This window comes from Pantoea sp. CFSAN033090, assembly GCF_001264395.1.
GTDB classification, from domain to species: domain Bacteria; phylum Pseudomonadota; class Gammaproteobacteria; order Enterobacterales; family Enterobacteriaceae; genus Pantoea; species Pantoea agglomerans.
Genome location: NZ_LGYX01000001.1, coordinates 229,203 through 247,501, shown reverse-complemented (window position 1 = coordinate 247,501; position 18,299 = coordinate 229,203). Strand labels below are relative to the sequence as shown.

Genomic DNA, 18,299 nt, shown 5'->3' with positions numbered 1-18,299 from the left:
GCTAGCTTTAACGCAAAGCGATCGTGATTTAAGCAGTTTGCGCAGTGTCAGCGGCGATTCTGGGCAGGGGATCCTGCTGGTAAAACTGGCGCAGATGCTGATACATGGCGGGAAAGCGTTCGGCCAGCAGAACCGGAGCCGTAAAGAAATATTCAGAGAGCACGGCGAAGCACTCAGCAGGATCGCTGGCGGCGTAGGGATCAATCGTAGCGGCCTGCTCACCCACCAGTTCAACTTCACTCTCAATCTCCGCCATCGCGGCACGCAAATCCTTTTCCCAGAGTGCGACGTCACGCAGCGACATGACCGGAATACCGCTGGTGTAACCGCTGCCGCGGGCATCCAGCTTGTGCGCAACTTCGTGGATCACCAGATTAAAGCCGGAGAGATCGAACGAGTCCTGAATATCGAGCAAGTTGAGTACGACCGGCCCCTGCGTCCAGCTCTGTCCGGCATGAACCGCAGGCGCACTGTGAACCAGCCCATCGTCATCCTGCCACTGATCGTCGACCTCGAACGGCTCGGGATAGATCAGCACATCGTGGAAACCGTCCAGCCACTCCAGGCCCAGTTTCAGTACCGGCAGGCAGAACAGCAGGGCGATCCGCACACTGCGCAGTTCATCCAGCTGAACACCGTCGAGCGGCACCAGTTTTTTCTGTTGCAGAAAGCGCTGCGCCAGCTCAACCAGCGCCTGCTGTTCAGCCTCATCCAGCTGGCTGAATATCGGCTGCGCCAGCCCGTGCTGCCATGGCAGCGCGGCCAGGGTGGCGTCGTTATGCGTTTTCCAGGGCCATTTAAACATCGCAACTCCCGCACAGAACCGGACTATTTCGCTATCCTGACGCGCCAGACATAAAAATGCCAGCATCGAAACACCATGCTGGCACTGTTCATCTGGCGACAGGGCTAAGGGCCGTCTATTCAACCCGTTAGCACGGTCGTTGTCTGTGATTCAGCCCGCAAAGCGTGGGGCCGGAGCGTCAGTTGCGCTCAATACGATGAAACTCAATCACCCACACCCAGGGATTCACTTCCCAGCTGGTCGCACCATACTGTTTTTCCCAGGCTTTGCGGTACGCCTCTTTAGGCGATTCAGAATTGACGTTCATGGTGAAGAAGTTGTTGAGGAAGTGCGAATCGGTCTGCACACCTTCCGCCATAATGTCATCTTCACTGATGTCCTGAATTTTCTCGGCTCGCACGCCGGTAATCTCCAGATTGATGCGGCTGGCCCAGCGCGGCATATGAATGGCAGTCTGCCAGCCAAACTGTTCCGCTTCCGGCGTGCTCAGTGCATGCTGGCCCAGCTCGTTGCTGTCTGCACGATACTGGCAATATTCTGGCTGGCGGAAGGGCGTCGGGTCGCGTTCATAATCGGCCAGATACTGCTCGGGTACCATCGGGCCACGCCAGGTTTCACGCACCCAGAGCACGTCACCCGGTTTACCGTAAGGACACTGATAGCTGATGTCCGTCATCGACATCATTTTATAACCATGCAGATGATTAGCACTCACATCGAAAGCGTGTACGCCCTCGTGATGATCCTGTCCCGGACCGAAAGCCTGAGTTTTCATAATGCGCCGGGTTTGCGTTTGCTGGCCAACCAACAGGGCACGAACACGCTGTTCGGAAAAAAGAATCGGCCGTTCTTTCATGGATTACCTCTTTTTATTAGTAGAACCCGGTTACTGCTGTAAAAGTCCATTTGCTTCACATCTGAGAGTTATCATAAAAGCTTTAAATCATTTTGCTTAATAATTTGTAGGCTGACTGTCACTGTATAATTGTCACTTTAGTAGTTAAAAACCAGCAAAATGCAAAAAGCGCACCAAAGCTTATCACGCAACTGGCAAAAAACGACGAATAGCCCGGATACAGTACGTTATAACCGTAAAAATAGGAACCTTTTCAGACTTTTTCACCTGTCATAACGTGCAGTTTTACACTTAATCGCGTGACAAAAAAACGCTGAGCATGAGGCAGGAAGTTGGTTAAGATCGAACCAAACATTACGCCTGTTAAACTAATTTTCTTAGCAGCAATTCACTGAGGAAAGACTGAAAACAGCCTAAATTGCGGTTATTGTGTAACAGAGATGCTATACAGATGATCCAGATCTCATTTTTCTGCCCGGAATTGCTGGCAGCGCTGCTCTTATCAACTGCACTGTAAAAAAAGTGTCATTAGCCAGTCGCTATGATGGCTTGCCGTTTGCGCACTGATCGCGACAGAAAAACTGCTGTCGATCACTACAGGGAGATAGATTATGTCACTTACACTCTGGCAATCTCGCTATGAAAGCTGGTTTCAGGCGAACTGGATCCACGACGACGGCGCGCACGATATCGCCCATCTGCGGCGTGTCTGGATGAGCGCACAGCGAATCATGAACGGCACGCCCGCTGATCCGCTGGTGGTGCTGACCGCCTGCTATTTTCACGATGTGGTGAACCTGCCGAAGAATCATCCGGAACGTCATCTCGCCTCTACCTATGCCGCGACGGAAACCCAGCGCATTCTGCAGCAGGATTTTCTCGATTTCCCGGCTGAAAAGATTGATGCCGTGATGCATGCCGTTAAAACCCACAGTTTCAGCGCCGGCATACCGCCTCAGACGCTGGAAGCTAAAATTGTACAGGATGCTGATCGGCTGGAGTCGCTGGGCGCGATCGGGCTGGCGCGGGTCTTCTATACCGCCGGTGCGCTGAATCGGCCATTATTCGACAGCCAGGACCCGCTGGGTAAAGATCGCGAACTGAATGATGTTAAGTGGACGCTGGATCATTTCCAGAAGAAGCTGCTGCGTCTGCCGGAAACCATGCACACCGAAACCGGCCGCATGCTGGCTGAACATAACGCCGATTTCCTGGTGCGCTATATGGCGAAGCTTTATGCCGAACTACAGGGCAATCTGGTGGGTATGGATGAGGGTGTGCTGCGGGACTTCACACCTTTACAAACCGAATATTAAATTTTTGTGACAGTATGTTAATCGAAACGGTCATCCGGTAGCTTGTAGCAATAACAAAAAGGAGCTGCCCGATGACTGAAACTGTTAATTTAACAATTAAAATTGATCCTGAGCTGAAAGAAACGATTAAACAGCTGGCGCTGGAAAATCAGATTTCGATGAGCCAGGAGATTGTGCAACGTTTGCAGGCCAGTCTGGAAACGCATCCACATCCGGCGATTGATAACCAGGATATCACTGAAGAGGGGACTGAGGGATCCAGTGCCGCTGACGTGAAGACCGATGCATTAAGTGCAACAGAGCTGAAGCAGATTCGGCTGCTGCTGAAGAAGCAGAGCAAGAAGAAGAAATAAAACAGAAACCCGTCGCCAGACGGGTTTTTTCATTTCAGGGTTTGCTGAAACCGGCTAAATCTGGCCGCAACTCAATACCTCAGCGCGCAGGGAACAGGGTCAGAGAAGGAAAGCGTCCCGCGCCAGGGACGGCGCGGGCCGAGCGGTCATGGATGACAGTTTTTGCGTCTTTCCGATCTGACCCTGTTCCCTGAGCAGGCTCGATCTCACCGCTAATCTGGCCAGGTTTTTACAGGAACCTGAAACCCGTCGCCAGACGGGTTTTTTCATTTCACGGTGATTACGACTTCAGCTGACGGATATGTGGCAGTAACAGCTGAGCCACCGCTGCAAACACAGGCACTACCACCGAGTTACCAAACTGCTTATAAGCCTGGGTATCCGAAACCGGAATGCGGAACGGCTCGCGTCCTGGCACATCAAAGCCCATCAGGCGGGCGCACTCTCGCGGGGAAAGGCGGCGTGGCCGACGCGCCATGTTATCGGCATCCTGAAACTCCGCTTCGCCCAGCGCACTGTCCCAGCCGCGATCGATCAGAATCTCTGAGCCATCTTTGTAGTAACGTGCTGACAGCGTACGCACGCAGCAGTCAGGATTACGCGGATCGTTGAGGCCAAAGCCAAAGCCATTGCCTTTGGCTTTATGTTTTTTCGCATACTGGTAGAGGTAGCGCCACAGGACCGGTGACAGGATATATTTGTCGTCCGGCGCGCTCTCCAGCAGGCTCTGCAGGCTGGGTACCTGCGCCGGGTAGAAACGGCGGATATCGCGCAGCGTAAAATCCTGCTTTTTCAGGTCACGGCGAATACCCACCAGCACAATGCGTTCGCGATGTTGCGGCAGGAAGTGACGCGCATCGATCACTTTGGCATCCGGGCTGCTGGCACCCGCATCCGCAACGTCATACCCCAGCTCATCCAGCGTCTCCATGATAATGGCGAAGGTGCGGCCCTTGTCGTGACTCTTGAGGTTTTTCACATTCTCCAGCACAAAGAACGGCGGCTTCTTGGCAGCCAGGATACGGGCCACATCGAAAAAAAGCGTGCCCTGTACCTGACACTCAAAGCCATGTGCACGGCCTAGCGCATTTTTCTTGCTGACGCCCGCCAGCGAAAAGGGCTGGCAGGGAAAACCGGCCAGCAGCACCTGATGATCGGGGATCGCCGCATCAATCGCGCGGTATATCGCTTCATCGTCGGTCAGACCTTCCGGCTGGGTGACCTGGCGGATATCGGTATTGAAGTGATGCTCAAGCGGATCGCTATAGTGGTTGGCTTTGTAAGTGCGGACCGCCTCTTTATTCCATTCACTGGTAAACACGCACTTGCCGCCGATCGCCTCGAATCCCTTACGAATGCCGCCAATACCGGCAAAGAGATCGATAAAACGAAATTCAGGATTATCATAATGGGCGGGGCGGGCCGGCAGCAGCCCCTGTAACAGCGACAGTTCCGCCTCACACAGCGGTGGCAGGGCGGTTTTACCCTGACGAATCCGGTTCAGGAGTGCCGGCGTCCAGCAGGAAAATCCTGCCTGCTGCAGGCGGGCCGTGAGATCACGAACCGAATAGATTGCCAGCACCTGCTGAAAGAGTTCAGACGCATCAGCAGATGAAAGTGCAGCAGAGAGTGGTTCAGCGAGGGCGGCGGGATGCATGCGTTTTTCCTTAACAGTAAGGCGCCTATGCTATCACTCCAGACGCTGTGAGGAAATTGCCTGGATGTGCCCTGTGCCAGCCCCCCGGAATGTTCTGTTTTTGCGGCGCACTGTGTGAAGTCGTCGGGCGGCGGCTTTCACTTTTCGTGGCGCAGGCTAAAGTTGAAGGACCAGCAAAAAAGGAGAGGTTATGGCTGATGTTCACTCCAGCGAAATACGCAGCAAAAATATGCGTGCCATTCGCGCTCAGGATACGGCCATTGAGCAACGTATTGCGCTGCTGCTGAAAGATCGGGGGTTCAGCTTTCGCGTGCAGGATAAAAACCTGCCGGGACGGCCCGATTTCGTTCTGACAGAACATCAGGCAATTATTTTTGTTCATGGCTGCTTCTGGCATCGTCATCACTGCTATCTGTTTAAACTGCCAGCGACGCGCACAGAATTCTGGACCGGAAAAATCAACAGCAACGTTGAACGTGATCGGCGTTATGTGCGCCAGCTGCAGGAGAGCGGCTGGAAAGTGCTGATCATCTGGGAGTGTGCGCTACGTGGCAAACTGCGCCTGACGGATCAGGACCTGCTGGAACGGCTGGAGGAGTGGCTGCTGGCGATGCCGGAGAGTGCCGAAGTCGACCATCAGGGCATTCATCATTACAACGCCGATTGCTAATCACAGACATAATTGGTTAGATCTGCGCTTTCTCCGTGGCCAGGAGCCTGAAATGAGCAGCATAAAACTGACGGTAAAACGCCTTTACCAGATTCGTGACGAGCGGATGGTGAATACCAAAGCGACCGCGCGGGTTTACTGCGGTGACAGGCTTGTCGCCACGGAGGAGATCACCGGCATGACCGAAAGCCCGGTCAGCAAATATCTGCATGCTGAAGGAGCAGCAGGCGAGACGGTGCGGGTAGAGTGGGATTGTGAGGGCATCGCCGAGATGACCGTTACGGAAATTGAGCGCTGCCCATGTTGTCAACATAACGAACCAGACTAAGGATAAGATTTTGGCGGGAACCAGTTTACTGACTTTACTTGATGATATTGCAACACTTCTGGACGATATTTCCGTCATGGGGAAAGTGGCGGCGAAAAAAACCGCTGGCGTACTGGGCGACGATCTGTCGCTGAATGCTCAGCAGGTCAGCGGCGTAAAAGCCAACCGTGAGCTGCCGGTAGTATGGGGCGTTGCCAAAGGATCGTTTCTTAACAAACTGATCCTGGTGCCACTGGCGCTGATTATCTCCGCGTTTGCGCCCTGGCTGATTACGCCGCTGCTGATGATTGGCGGTGCCTATCTCTGCTACGAAGGCGTGGAGAAGGTGATGCACAGTCTGCAGCATGACAAGCAGAGCAAATCACCGGAAGCGCGTCAGCAGCGACTCGATTCGCTGGCGAATCAGAATGCGGCAGAGTTTGAGAAGAAGAAGATCAAAGGCGCGGTGCGCACCGATTTCATTCTGTCAGCCGAAATTGTTGCGATTACCTTAGGCATCGTGTCGGAATCACCGCTGCTCAACCAGGTGATTATCCTGGCGGGCATCGCTATTCTGGTTACGGTAGGCGTTTACGGCATCGTGGCGGCCATCGTCAAAATTGATGACTTCGGATTCTGGCTGCGTGAAAAACCTTCACGCCTTGCGCAGGGGTTGGGTAGCGTGCTGCTGACTGCCGCGCCCTGGCTGATGAAGATCCTCTCGGTAGTCGGCACCATCGCCATGTTCCTGGTCGGCGGCGGTATTGTGGTACACGGCATCGCACCGCTGCATCATCTGATCGAGGAAGTCAGCAGTGGCTTCAGCGGCTGGATCGCCATGCTGCTCAGCAACGGCGCCAACCTGGTGCTCGGCTTTATCATTGGGTCGATCGTGCTGTTAGTGGTCAACCTTATTGCCAGAGTGCGCGGAAAATCGGTATAAAGCGCACTGTGATTTACGGTCAGGAGAATGACGATGAACGACGACATGTTTGAATTTGATATCGACGCACAACTGGAGCAGGCTGAAGCGAAAGCAAAGAAAAAAGCCAGCGAAGTGCCGGATGATCTCGGCGACGAAGCCGATTGCGAAGGCTGTAAAATCTGACGTCAGCGTCAATACTTCATCAAAGCGGATAAGTTTTTTTATCCGCTTTTTTTATTTTCCGCATATCCAGCTGATTAATTCCGAATTTGCCCTTTTTTTGCGTGCCTTAACAGGCAGGAACGTTATTCGCCTGCTATAAAGAAAATAATCACTCAGGTTAATAACACTCAGGTTAATAAAAGGAGCGCATCATGGTTTTCGCAATCAGTGAAGAAGTACAGCATAAGGAAGAGGGGCAGACGATGGTGGTGACCGGCTACGCGAGTGGCATGGTGGAGTGCCGCTGGTATGATGGCTATGCCGTGCGCAGTGAAGCCTTTCGCAGCGATGAGCTCTGCGCTCTGAATCCCGCGCAGCAACTGGCGGGCTGACAGCATCAGGCCTGTGGGTTCTGCGACCCGCCAGGCCCGGTTTCTGCTTTTTCTGGCCCGGCACACTCCCTGTGCCGCCCTGTTTTCAGACGTTACCGTCGTTATCTTCTTCAACCGCCTGATAGATCCGCTGCAGCACATCCGGGAAGGCTGACTGGACGCGACTCCAGCTCGGTATAAACGGCTTATCGTTAGGACGCTCAATAAACGCCTGACCCGCTTCCAGAATCGACTGGGTAAACATCTCTACCGCTGCCTCTTCCACATGCTGATCAAACTTCAGCCCGTTCATCGCCGCCTCGTGGTTATAGGTCTCCATCATATCCAGCGCATTACGATAATAGGTTGCTTTCAGCACCCGGAACGAGTCGCTGGTCAGCGGCACACCCATGGTGGCGAGCTTACGCAGCAGTGACTGGACGATATCGCTGCTCATGCGCTTCAGGCCGCCGGTGCCATCATCTTCAGCCAGCGGCTGATGCTTGTGATCGTAGTTATCGGCGATCTCAACCTGGCACGACTGGCGGGTGGTGTAGTTACGGTAAATCTCCGACAGCACGCCAATCTCCAGCCCCCAGTCGCCGGGGATTTTAATCCCGTTCAGCACATGCGTCCGCATGGCGAACTCCCCGGAGAGCGGATAGCGGAAGCTCGACAGATATTCCAGATATTCTGAATGGCCATAAACTTTCTGCAGCGATCGCAGCAGCGGCCCGACCAGCAGACGTCCCACGCGGCCATTAAGCTTGCCATCCGCTACGCGCGCGTAGAACCCCTTACAGAATTCATACTGAAATGCCGGGTTCGCCACCGGGTAGAGCAGGCGTGCCAGCATTCCGCGCTCATAGGTGACGATATCGCAGTCATGCAGAGCCACACAGCTGGTACGGTCTGACGCCAGCGTATAGCCGGTGCAGAACCAGACGTTGCGACCTTTGCCGGGATTGGTGGGTGACAGACCCTCTTTATCCAGCTCGGCATCAATCGCCTTCAGACGCGGGCCATCGTTCCACAGAATGCGATGCCGTTGCGGCAGACGGGAGAAAAACTCGCGGGCAAACAGGAACTGGTCGCGGTCGGCGCGATCCAGACCAATCACAATTTCATCCAGATAGGGCACTTTAGCCAGCTCATCGACGATTTTCGTCAGCGCCGGGCCTTCAAGTTCGGAAAACAGCGATGGCAGGATCAGCCCCATTTTGCGTTTGCGGGCAAAGCGTACCATCTCTTTTTCCAGCGACTCCACGCTACGGTGGGTGAGGTTGTGAAAGTTGGTGATTACGCCATTCTGATAAAAGTCACTCATCGCATCATCCTTTTAATGCCCGTGGGCAGCTCATTGAGGTTGAGTCAAAAAATAGTCCAGCCCTTCACGCCAGCCCTCTGGGCCATGGTGAGCCGTGTGATAGATCTGCTGCTGATCGGACCGGCTGAGTGTCACCGGTGTTTTACTGTAGCCCTTAATTACGACCGCATAATCAACCGCATCCAGCATCGGCGCATCGTTAGGGCCGTCACCCAGTCCGATGGTCACGCGTGCCTCACCGGGTGAATGCGCCAGCAGCCAGCGCAGGGCTTCGCCTTTGCCGCTGCCCGCAGGCATCACATGCCAGAAACGCCCGCCCTGGGTCAGGGCCAGGCCCTCTGCACGCAACGCATCATGGAACTGGTCAAACGCCTCGTCACTGTCGCGCCAGACAATCACTTCTGACGCATCGCGCTGACGCGACAGTTCTGCATCCGCCTCACTCAGGCCGGTCATTGCGGCCACTTCCGGATCAGAGAAGTCACGAAAGCCGGTAAAACGGTACGCTGTTTTCAAGGCAGCCAGCCGCTGGCAGATAGCGTCATAGGTCAGGGTGTTATCGGGCAGGCGGATACGCTGCTGATCGTGCGTTTGCACCACGGCTCCGTTTTCAGCAATAAACGGTGAACCGCTGATGCCAAGCCTTTTTTGCAGCGGAATAATCTCGGCTGCCGTTTTACTGGAACAGATCACCAGCGGAACAGCGTACTGCCTGAGCGTGGTGAGCCATTCGGTGGCCGCATCCCAGCGATAGGTATGATGGTCGAGTAACGAACCATCCAGATCGGTAATTATCATTAACGGCTGGTGGAGATCGGGCATTTACAGGCTCCTTTCACACATTCGCGGCTAAAGCGGCGATTTTTCAATATTATAGTTGAATATGGCTCACACTTTTTTTCCTGCCACGCTGGCTGGAAATCCAGGATAATTCTTAAAACGAAACCGCAGTAAAAGTGAGTATGCAAGAAGTGTGCAGGGCTAAGTGACTGGCGGGCGCGGTGTTTTTGGTAACAGCCGCTCCATAATTACCCGATCGGTTGCAGAAACGTGCATATCTGATGCTTGTTTCGGAGTCGGGAAAGGGTAATCTGCAGAGGTGTTAAGAATTCCCTGGTGTAACGAATTGAATTTTTACCCGGCCTTCCCGCCGGGTTTTTTTGAAATCGATTTCAGCGGTTCGCTTCATAGGCGCGATAATCACAAATATCAATTTCAAACGCCTCCGCCAGTTCGCTATAGGAGTGGAAAACCCGGCCTTCTACTTCCAGCCGTGGCGTCTGATCCTGCTCCATATACTCCCGTACCTCTCCCGACGTTCTGGCCTGAATCGCCGCCAGTAAACCTTCGACATCAATCTGCAGATCGGATGGCTGAGCATCGCCGTGCTGTTTTTCGTCTGTCATTTTCTGACTCCTGAGAGCAAACAGAGTAATCAGTATAGAACGCAGGGCAGAAAGGCGGGAGCGAAGAGATCGCAGGCAAAAAAAAAGCCCGCGCTGCGCGGGCAAAATCCTTGTTACTTTCAGGTTGGCTGCACCTATGGGGTGGTGCAGTGAGAAGAGTTTAAAGGTCTGACGCGTAAGAAGTCTTGCGGTGAAATGTTAAGGAATTGCAAAAGTTTCTCCTTACTCAGATTTACCTGACTTTTCGACTAAACAGAGCAGAATCAGCTATAGTTAGCGATAAAGCTGATTTTTATCAATACCTAAAGGAATGGTTATGGACATCTTACGAATTATTATCGCTATTCTGCTGCCACCACTGGGCGTGTTTATGCAGGTCGGTTTTGGCGGCGCCTTCTGGCTGAATATCCTGCTGACACTCTGTGGTTATATCCCCGGTATCATCCACGCCGTCTGGGTCATTGCCCGTCGCTAACGCGCTGCATCACCACGGTTCTTCGTTTAGACTGTACTCAGTCAATAATCTGGAGAACCGAAATGAAGGTAAATGACCGCGTCAGCGTCAAAACCGATGGCGGCCCGCGTCGTGTTGGCACCATTCTGGCTATGGAGCCGTTTAATGAAGGCACCATGTTCCTGGTGGCGCTGGAAGATTATCCGCTGGGCATCTGGTTTTTTAACGAGACCCACCAGCCGGATGGCATTTTCGTGGAGCCTTACCACGAAGCCTGAGCCTGACGCGCAATAAAAAAGCCGCCTTTCCGTTTGCCGGAAAGGCGGCTTTTTGCTGTCGGAGATTACGCGGCTGACATCAGCCGCTGACGTTTACCGGTATGACTTCAGAAGGTTTCCCAGTTATCGCTGCCGCCTGCCAGCGCCGGACGGGGTGCCAGAGCCGGTGTCTTTAAGGGTGAAGAGACGCGAGCAGCCACTCCTGTGGTTGCAGGGGCATCCTGCAGGCGGAATGCCGCGACCGCCTGCGTCAGTTTACCCGCCTGATCTTCCAGCGAGGCCGCTGCGGCGGAGGCTTCTTCCACCAGCGAGGCGTTCTGCTGGGTGACGTTATCCATTTCGGTGACCGCCTGGCTCACCTGCTGTATACCACGGCTCTGCTCGTCTGACGCCGCCGCGATCTCCGACATAATATCGGTAACGCGACGTACGGCTTCGACAATCTCACCCATGGTGCTACCGGCTGCGCCAACCTGATGCGAACCGTCATTGATCAGCGTGACGGACTCAGCAATCAGCGATTCAATCTCTTTCGCCGCCTGTGCACTGCGCTGGGCCAGATTACGCACTTCGCTGGCCACCACCGCAAAGCCACGACCCTGCTCACCGGCACGCGCCGCTTCTACCGCCGCATTCAGCGCCAGGATGTTGGTCTGAAACGCAATACTGTTAATGACGTTGGTGATCTCAGCGATTTTTTTCGAGCTGCCGGAAATATTGGTCATGGTTTTCACGACGCTGTTCACCAGCTCGCCACCGCTGCGCGCTTTACCCGAGGCATCCGCGGCCAGCTGGCTGGCGTGATGCGCATTCTCGGCGTTCTGCTTCACCGTAGCGGTAAGCTGTTCCATGCTGGCTGCGGTCTGCTCCAGTGCCGCAGCCTGCTGCTCGGTGCGTGAAGAGAGATCGGTGTTGCCGGCTGAAATTTCGCTGGAGCCCTGATAAATCGCGACGGCGCCTTCACGCACCGTACCAACGGTGGTTACCAGCGCCTGCTGCATCAGTTGCAGGTTATGGATGAGCGTACCAATCTCGCTGCGGCCATGGGGCAGGGGAGCGGAGGTCAGATCACCCTGCGCAATGCGTTCGATACGCAGCACCGACTGACGCAGCGGATTAATCACCACGCGGCGCAGGAAGACAAAGGTCAACAGCACCAGCACCAGGGCGGCACTGAATGCCACGGCCATGGAGATAAAGCCGATGCGCGACTGTTGATCGGCCTGGGCGGTAATGGCATTGGCGCGATCAGTTCGGATCTTGATCGCCTTCAGCAACACCGCGTTATAGTCGTCATCCAGTTTGCGGGTTACATCGGTCTCCTGAGCGATGATGCCCTCAAAGCTGCCCTGTTTACCGGATTCAATCATCGGTATCAGGCCTTTGGTAATGTAATCGTTGAAGCGAGCCTGCAGCGTGGCATCCAGTTCCATATCCGCGGGCGTCTTAACTTCACGAGCCTGATAAATCGCGAAGCCAGCTTTTGCCTGCTGGATCCGTTTTTCGGCGGCGGCAATATTGGCGCGAAACTCGTCCATTTCACCAATACGCGCGGCGGCACCGGCCTGAATAATGGTCAGGCGCGCAGTACGCAGGTGGTTTGAACTGTTAGAGAGGCCCATACGAACCTGAATTTCGTCCGTGGCATCATCGAGGGAGTGATTGCCGGAAATCAGAAAGTAACTGGCGACACCAATACAGAGTGCGAACAGCAGCAAAATGCCGCCGAAGATCAGGCTAAACAGCGGCACCAGGCGGAGATTCTGCCAGATGCCTGCGCTTTTTTGTCCATTATTATCTCGTGCAGTGTTCATATCCTTGCTCTCTTGAGGCTGTTGTTATAAGGCATAACATCGGCAAAAGAGCGTAAAGGCTTAGCAGTAAGAGTGAGACCTGGATCGCAATTCAGGGCAAAAAAAAACCGGCCAGAGAGGCCGGTTCTTCAGCTGTTATGATCAGCGGATATTAACGTAAATACCTGAAGTCACATTATCCGTTAAACGCACCACATGATAAATAACCTGCTTATTATGGGTTTTGATTTTGCGTTTAATATTACCTTTGTGTGACGATACCGTTTTGGCCTTAATTTGCATTTTATCTGAGATCTGGATGGTATCATGACCTGACATCCACATCTTCAGCATGTTTGACTCAGTCTGGCTCAGCGTTAATGGATGTACATCCATGCCCGAAGAGATACGCGCAGACTGGTTAAGCTTCTTCTGCAAATAGGTGCTGAGTAAGGAGTCCAAGGTCGATGTCTTCATCGATTTTGATGTAATAATCAGGTTCTTACGAACGTAGAGATATTCCTCAAAATGGATATTGCTAATCGCCATGAATATAAAGAACAGCGTATCAGGATGCTGCGTAATAATGCTGCGGATACGTTCACTGGAATCGGATTCATGAATGAAGCAATCTTCATTAATAAAGACGACACCAGGGTTTAATTGCTCACATTTTTGCTGTAGTTGCTCAATATCGGAGACAGAAGAGATATTCTTCTTCTTAACTCCTTTTAAAGACATGTAGTCTGATAATCCCAGGCGTGTGTAGTTGCAGGAATCCATAATAATAGTTGGCATAATAGCGACCCTCACCAATTTGTTATCCGTTTAAATCAACGATGAATACGCGTTGCGGTACGAGAGAGATTTCTTAGGTACTTTTTTATTCTGCTCGTGCAGTTTGGCAACAGGCAAACGCCCGTAAAAGTCTTCATCCCTGACCCGTTCTGCAAAAAATTTGTGCTGCCATGACGTCACACATTCTCCGGCCATGGCGGGGAATGCCAGTGAAATGTCGGAGGTTAAGTAAGACTCATTTTTTTGGGAGCCAGGTCACTATCCTTGAAAACGAGGAGTTTTCTGATAGGACAATTCTCAAAAACATTTGTTTTACGAAAGTGTGATGTCTCAGCGTGCGTTGACAATGCCGGAAAAAACATTTTTTAACAAGAAAAATCACTTAAAGATTTTTTTCTTGTAAATTCAGTGTCTTGTCGATTTTGCCTGCACATTCACAGTCTGACCGCTCCTGTGAACCACCCCACTAAAATACGCGAAGCCCGGTTTAATAAGAATTATTTTCAGACTCTCCGCACGTTTATCAGAATTTCCTTAGTTGCATTCTGGAAAACATGGTTCGGAAAATGCACGGATGGTTTTGCGATACTTAAGTATCGTTATGCAAAGATAGTTAGAAACTTAATGTTCAGGGACGGGATAGTTCTGTCAGGAACACGGCGAGTAAATCAAATACTTCACCGAACAAATGCTCACAGAACGGGGCTAGCAGAGGCATCAGCAAGCTGATGGTTAAAATTCCGACTGATAAGGTAATCGGGAAGCCAATTGCGAAGATTGATAACTGTGGTGAAACACGGTTTAACAAACCCAGTACCAGATTTACCATGAGTAACAAAACGATTAAGGGCAGCGCTAACATCATGCCATTAAGGAAAATTAATCCGCCAGATTTCACCAGCGCCATAAACGCATTGGCATTTAGCGGCTGACCGCCAATCGGCAGCGTATGAAAACTGTCCGCCAGCAGCGAGATCAGCCACAGGTGTCCGTTAAAGGTCAGGAACAGCAACATCGCCAGCATGTCGAGAAAACGGGCCAGCACCGGCATGTTAAGACGGCTGCCAGGATCGAAAAAGGTGGCGAACGAGATGCCCATCTGCAGACCAATCACTTCCCCGGCAAGGCGCACGGCAGCAAAAGCGAACTGCATGGTGAAGCCGAGTGCAATACCAATCAGCATCTGCTGAATCAGCAGCAGGAAGCCTTCAGGGGAAAACAGGGTGACATTGACCGCAGGTAACAGCGGCATCAGCAGCCAGGTGATCATTACCGCCAGACCGATTTTGACACGTTTGCTGACGGATCGTTCATTGAGGATCGGTGCGGTGGCGAATAGCGCCATGATGCGCACCAGAGGCCAGAAGAACTGGCTGACCCACTGAACCAGCTGGCTGCTGTCGAGAGTAATCATCAGCCGATGATGTAAGGCAGGTTGGTAAAGACGGTGCGGATATAGTCCAGCAGCAGATTCAGCATCCACGGGCCGGCAATGATACCGGTGGTGGCAACCGCCAGAATCTTAGGAATAAAGGATAAGGTCTGTTCGTTGACCTGGGTCGCGGCCTGGATCAGGCTGATCAGCAAACCGCTGACCAGTGCGGCCAGCAGCAGCGGGGCGGCCAGCATCAGGGCGACGCGCATCGCTTCCTGTCCCATTACCATTACTGATTCGGGTGTCATGTGTTGCTCCGGTAAGAAAAGGGGGATCAGGAGTAGAAGCTTTGCGCCAGTGAACCGACCAGCAGTTGCCAGCCATCGACCAGAACAAACAGCATCAGTTTAAACGGCAGCGCGATGGACGCTGGCGGGACCATCATCATCCCCAGCGCCATCAGCACGCTGGCAACCACCAGGTCGATGATCAGGAACGGGATAAAGACGGTAAAGCCAATCTGGAAAGCCGTCTTCAGCTCGCTGGTAACATAGGCGGGCAGCAGAATACGCATTGGCACCGCTTCAGGACCGGCAATCGGCGCGGTATTCGCCAGACGGGCAAACAGGGCTAAATCCGCTTCACGGGTCTGACGCAGCATAAACTCGCGCAGCGGCTGGGCACCTTTATCAATCGCCACTTCCATGCTGATCTTGTCCTGGCTGAACGGCAGATAAGCATCCTGATAAATCTTGTCGAAGGTCGGCGCCATAATAAAGAAGGTCAGAAACAGCGACAGTCCGAGCAGCACCTGGTTAGGCGGCGCAGAGGGCGTGCCCAGGGCGTTACGCAGCAAACCAAACACAATGATGATACGGGTGAAGCTGGTCATCATCAGCAGCACGGCCGGAATAAAGGTCAGCGCAGTGATAAAGACCAGCGTCTGTACCGGCAGTGACCAGCTCTGACCGCCATTCGGCAGCGAGTGACTCACCAGACCCGGCAACTGGGCATGGGCAACCGGTGCCAGTAACAACAGTGGCAATAAAGGAAGCAGTCGACGCATCATTGTGGTTTTCCGGGACGTTTAACCAGGTTCTGTAACAGCTGACGAAAATCCTGTGGCGCACTGTTAACCGGCGTCACAGAGACCGGTTCACCCGGCGGCAAAGTATGCAGATGGGTAATCTGCTGTGCGGTTACGCCCAGCACCAGACGCGCATCAGCGGTATCGACAATCACCACCCGCTCGCGCTGGCCCACTGAGACGCTGGCTGTAAGTTTAAGCTCCTGGCCGCTGACCTTTTTCGGCGCGAAGCCGACACGGCGTGCCAGCCAGGCGCAGGCCAGAATCAATAAGATAATCACGGCTAACACGCTGCTGACCTGGGCCAGCATGGAGCCGGTCGAGATCGCCTGAGCGTGCGGTGCAGCCGGTTGCAGCGTTTGATTCTGGCTATTCATAATGTAACTCTTTAGCGACTCAGGCGACGCATACGTTCAGATGGGGTGATGATGTCAGTGATGCGCACGCCATATTTGTCGTTCACCACTACCACTTCACCCTGAGCAATCAGGTAACCGTTGATCAGGATATCCAGCGGCTCACCCGCCAGGCCATCCAGTGCCACCACTGAACCCTGCGCCAGACGCAGCAGCTCTTTGATGGTCATTTTGGTGCGACCCAGTTCCACGGTGAGTTTCACCGGGATATCCATAATCAGATCGATATCCTGCAGCGATCCAGCGACGTTGCCGCTGTCGAATGATTTAAAGACTTCGTCGGTCTGCGGCGCACTGCCGCTGCCGACCTGCTCATTCATCGCTTCAGCCCACAGATCGTCCGCAGAGATATCGTCAGACGGTTTATTACTGTCAGTCATGGGGCTGTTCCTCGTTCAGCGAATTCAAAATCGGGTTAATCAGGTGTTCGACACGGAGCGCGTACTGACCATTCATCGTGCCATATTGGCTGGTTAAGACCGGGACGCTATCGACATGGGCGATAATGCGTTCCGGCTTCTCAATCGGCAGCACATCACCGGGTTTCAGCTGCAAAATCCGTGACAGACGCAGTGAGGTTTCGGCAAAGTGCGCGATCAGTTCCAGCTCAGAGTGCTGCACCTGTTTGACCAGGTTATCGCGCCAGTGGTTATCTTCCTGACGTGAGTTTTCGAGCGGTGGGTTCACCAGCAACTCGCGCAGCGGTTCAATCATTGAAAACGGGATGCAGATATTAAACTCACCCACCAGGTTACCAATCTCCACCTGGAACGGCGTGTTAACCACGATGTCGTTCGGTGAAGTGGTAATGTTGGTGAACTTTACCTGCATCTCTGAACGTACATACTCGACGTCCAGTGGATAAATGGCCTTCCATGCGTCGCTGTAACCATCCAGCGCCAGCTTCAGCATGCGGCGAATAACGCGCTGCTCGGTATGGGTAAACTCACGGCCTTCGACTTTGGTCGGAAAACGTCCGTCGCCACCAAACAGGTTGTCGACAGCGATAAACACCAGGCTCGGTGAGAACACCACCAGCGCGGTGCCGCGCAGCGGCTTCAGGTGGATCAGGTTCAGGTTGGTTGGCACCGGCAGATTGCGGGCAAACTCGTGATACGGCTGAATCTTGATCGCCCCGACGCTGATATCCGGGCTACGGCGCAGCAGGTTAAACAGCGCCATACGGAAACTACGGGCAAAACGCTCATTAATAATCTCCAGCGCCTGCAAACGCTCGCGAACCACACGGCGCTGGGTGTTCGGATCGTAAGGACGAATATCGCCTTCCGGTCCGTTTTGTTTCTTTTCTTCTTCCGCACTGCCGCTGTCGCCGTTTAAAAGGGCGTCAATTTCAGCCTGGGAGAGAATGCTATCGCCCATTGATTCACCTCAAAATGAAGGCAGTAAACAGCACATCGTTTACAGCCTGCGGAGGTTGACCTTTTACCAGCGGGGGTGTCAGCGCCTGTTTGACTTGTTCAACAAGCGCCTGCTTTCCTTGCTCTGTCGCCAGCGCCGCAGCGCTCTGACGCGAGAGCAGCAGCAGCAAACGGCTGCGCACCTCAGGCAGATAGTCATTCATCCGACGCCGGGTATCCTCATCGGCCAGACGCAGGGTAAAGCCTACGTAAAGCACGCGGTCGGGATCGTTGTCGGGATTGACCAGGTTAACCGTAAATGTATCAAGTGCAAAAAAGACCGGAGCGGGAGGCGGTTCAACTTTCGCCACCTCAGGCTTATCGCCCTCATGTTTGTTCATCATTCGCCAGACTGCATAGCCTGCCACGCTGCAAGCGGCCAGCGTCAAAATGAGCAGCACTGGTATTAAGAGTTTACGTTTGCTGCCTTTTTTTGCTTTCGCGTTATCAGACATGGTGCAGTTACTTCCTGTGAATTATGGGCAAGCCTCTCGGCTCACGAGACAGATTATCCGCGTCTTAAGT

General features: G+C 53.3%; 24 protein-coding genes. 9 read left to right on the top strand and 15 right to left on the bottom strand.

Going from position 1 to position 18,299, the window contains the following annotated elements:
* Window positions 1–28 precede the first annotated feature (28 nt).
* Together mtfA and AFL22_RS01240 are read right to left on the bottom strand one after the other, a co-directional pair.
* Complete coding sequence (gene mtfA / locus AFL22_RS01245; RefSeq protein WP_197276774.1) at window positions 29–805, bottom strand: DgsA anti-repressor MtfA; 777 nt, start codon at window positions 803–805, stop codon at window positions 29–31.
* A 178-nt stretch (window positions 806–983) separates the two neighbouring features.
* A complete protein-coding gene (locus AFL22_RS01240; protein ID WP_010247721.1) occupies window positions 984–1,661 on the bottom strand; it encodes a hypothetical protein in 678 nt (225 codons plus the stop codon).
* A 611-nt stretch (window positions 1,662–2,272) separates the two neighbouring features.
* Here AFL22_RS01240 and AFL22_RS01235 point away from each other — a divergent pair.
* Together AFL22_RS01235 and AFL22_RS01230 are read left to right on the top strand one after the other, a co-directional pair.
* The gene (locus AFL22_RS01235; RefSeq protein WP_010670862.1) at window positions 2,273–2,977 is read left to right on the top strand and encodes a phosphohydrolase; all 705 of its coding nucleotides are present in this window, start codon (window positions 2,273–2,275) and stop codon (window positions 2,975–2,977) included.
* A 71-nt stretch (window positions 2,978–3,048) separates the two neighbouring features.
* Entirely contained in the window at window positions 3,049–3,330 is a 282-nt protein-coding gene (locus AFL22_RS01230; protein WP_010247717.1) for an Arc family DNA-binding protein, read from the top strand.
* A 280-nt stretch (window positions 3,331–3,610) separates the two neighbouring features.
* Here the strand turns inward: AFL22_RS01230 and dcm are convergent, their stop codons facing one another.
* The gene (dcm, locus tag AFL22_RS01225; RefSeq protein ID WP_052270605.1) at window positions 3,611–4,987 is read right to left on the bottom strand and encodes a DNA (cytosine-5-)-methyltransferase; all 1,377 of its coding nucleotides are present in this window, start codon (window positions 4,985–4,987) and stop codon (window positions 3,611–3,613) included.
* A 190-nt stretch (window positions 4,988–5,177) separates the two neighbouring features.
* Between dcm and vsr the strand changes: the two genes are divergently transcribed.
* From vsr to AFL22_RS01205, 5 genes are all read left to right on the top strand, one after another.
* Entirely contained in the window at window positions 5,178–5,657 is a 480-nt protein-coding gene (gene vsr, locus AFL22_RS01220; RefSeq protein ID WP_010247714.1) for a DNA mismatch endonuclease Vsr, read from the top strand.
* A 52-nt stretch (window positions 5,658–5,709) separates the two neighbouring features.
* On the top strand, window positions 5,710–5,985 hold the full coding sequence (locus AFL22_RS01215) for a hypothetical protein (RefSeq protein ID WP_010247711.1): 276 nt from the start codon (window positions 5,710–5,712) through the stop codon (window positions 5,983–5,985).
* Window positions 5,986–5,995: 10 nt separating this feature from the next.
* Window positions 5,996–6,907 carry a DUF808 domain-containing protein gene (locus tag AFL22_RS01210; protein WP_033758176.1) on the top strand — a complete coding sequence of 304 codons (912 nt, stop codon included), beginning with the start codon at window positions 5,996–5,998 and terminating at the stop codon, window positions 6,905–6,907.
* 33 nt (window positions 6,908–6,940) lie between these two features.
* Window positions 6,941–7,072, top strand: coding sequence for a hypothetical protein (locus tag AFL22_RS24615; protein WP_258995237.1), 132 nt, complete (start codon window positions 6,941–6,943; stop codon window positions 7,070–7,072).
* A gap of 191 nt (window positions 7,073–7,263) precedes the next feature.
* Window positions 7,264–7,443, top strand: coding sequence for a hypothetical protein (locus AFL22_RS01205; protein ID WP_010247703.1), 180 nt, complete (start codon window positions 7,264–7,266; stop codon window positions 7,441–7,443).
* A gap of 85 nt (window positions 7,444–7,528) precedes the next feature.
* On the opposite strand, the gene AFL22_RS01200 is transcribed toward AFL22_RS01205, so the two are convergent.
* The 3 genes from AFL22_RS01200 to AFL22_RS01190 form a co-directional block, all read right to left on the bottom strand.
* On the bottom strand, window positions 7,529–8,749 hold the full coding sequence (locus AFL22_RS01200) for a glycosyl transferase (RefSeq protein ID WP_010247700.1): 1,221 nt from the start codon (window positions 8,747–8,749) through the stop codon (window positions 7,529–7,531).
* A 30-nt stretch (window positions 8,750–8,779) separates the two neighbouring features.
* Window positions 8,780–9,571, bottom strand: coding sequence for a mannosyl-3-phosphoglycerate phosphatase-related protein (locus AFL22_RS01195; protein WP_052270604.1), 792 nt, complete (start codon window positions 9,569–9,571; stop codon window positions 8,780–8,782).
* A gap of 350 nt (window positions 9,572–9,921) precedes the next feature.
* Window positions 9,922–10,155, bottom strand: a complete 234-nt coding sequence (locus AFL22_RS01190) for a DUF2525 domain-containing protein (protein WP_010247694.1) — start codon at window positions 10,153–10,155, stop codon at window positions 9,922–9,924.
* Window positions 10,156–10,471: 316 nt separating this feature from the next.
* Between AFL22_RS01190 and AFL22_RS23015 the strand changes: the two genes are divergently transcribed.
* On the top strand, window positions 10,472–10,630 hold the full coding sequence (locus AFL22_RS23015; RefSeq protein WP_010247691.1) for a YqaE/Pmp3 family membrane protein: 159 nt from the start codon (window positions 10,472–10,474) through the stop codon (window positions 10,628–10,630).
* Between the two features lie 62 nt (window positions 10,631–10,692).
* Window positions 10,693–10,887, top strand: a complete 195-nt coding sequence (gene dsrB / locus AFL22_RS01185) for a protein DsrB (protein WP_010670857.1) — start codon at window positions 10,693–10,695, stop codon at window positions 10,885–10,887.
* A gap of 107 nt (window positions 10,888–10,994) precedes the next feature.
* Here dsrB and AFL22_RS01180 read toward each other — a convergent pair whose 3' ends face one another.
* From AFL22_RS01180 to fliL, 9 genes are all read right to left on the bottom strand, one after another.
* Window positions 10,995–12,701 (bottom strand): methyl-accepting chemotaxis protein, encoded by a 1,707-nt coding sequence (locus AFL22_RS01180; RefSeq protein ID WP_052270603.1) that lies wholly within the window; start codon window positions 12,699–12,701, stop codon window positions 10,995–10,997.
* Between the two features lie 141 nt (window positions 12,702–12,842).
* Window positions 12,843–13,478 (bottom strand): transcriptional regulator RcsA, encoded by a 636-nt coding sequence (rcsA, locus tag AFL22_RS01175; protein ID WP_010247685.1) that lies wholly within the window; start codon window positions 13,476–13,478, stop codon window positions 12,843–12,845.
* A gap of 628 nt (window positions 13,479–14,106) precedes the next feature.
* Window positions 14,107–14,892, bottom strand: a complete 786-nt coding sequence (gene fliR, locus AFL22_RS01170) for a flagellar biosynthetic protein FliR (protein WP_010247683.1) — start codon at window positions 14,890–14,892, stop codon at window positions 14,107–14,109.
* A complete protein-coding gene (gene fliQ / locus AFL22_RS01165; RefSeq protein WP_003854466.1) occupies window positions 14,892–15,161 on the bottom strand; it encodes a flagellar biosynthesis protein FliQ in 270 nt (89 codons plus the stop codon). Before fliQ ends, fliR begins: the two co-directional genes overlap by 1 nt.
* Window positions 15,162–15,187: 26 nt before the next feature.
* Window positions 15,188–15,919: a flagellar type III secretion system pore protein FliP gene (gene fliP / locus AFL22_RS01160; protein ID WP_010247675.1), complete on the bottom strand. Its 732-nt coding sequence runs from the start codon at window positions 15,917–15,919 to the stop codon at window positions 15,188–15,190.
* Window positions 15,919–16,317 (bottom strand): flagellar biosynthetic protein FliO, encoded by a 399-nt coding sequence (gene fliO / locus AFL22_RS01155; RefSeq protein ID WP_010247672.1) that lies wholly within the window; start codon window positions 16,315–16,317, stop codon window positions 15,919–15,921. Before fliO ends, fliP begins: the two co-directional genes overlap by 1 nt.
* Before the next feature lie 11 nt (window positions 16,318–16,328).
* On the bottom strand, window positions 16,329–16,736 hold the full coding sequence (gene fliN / locus AFL22_RS01150) for a flagellar motor switch protein FliN (RefSeq protein ID WP_010247669.1): 408 nt from the start codon (window positions 16,734–16,736) through the stop codon (window positions 16,329–16,331).
* Window positions 16,729–17,736 carry a flagellar motor switch protein FliM gene (gene fliM / locus AFL22_RS01145; protein WP_003854473.1) on the bottom strand — a complete coding sequence of 336 codons (1,008 nt, stop codon included), beginning with the start codon at window positions 17,734–17,736 and terminating at the stop codon, window positions 16,729–16,731. The genes fliN and fliM overlap by 8 nt, the downstream gene beginning before the upstream one ends.
* Window positions 17,737–17,740: 4 nt before the next feature.
* Window positions 17,741–18,229, bottom strand: a complete 489-nt coding sequence (gene fliL / locus AFL22_RS01140) for a flagellar basal body-associated protein FliL (RefSeq protein ID WP_033778945.1) — start codon at window positions 18,227–18,229, stop codon at window positions 17,741–17,743.
* Window positions 18,230–18,299: the final 70 nt, after the last annotated feature.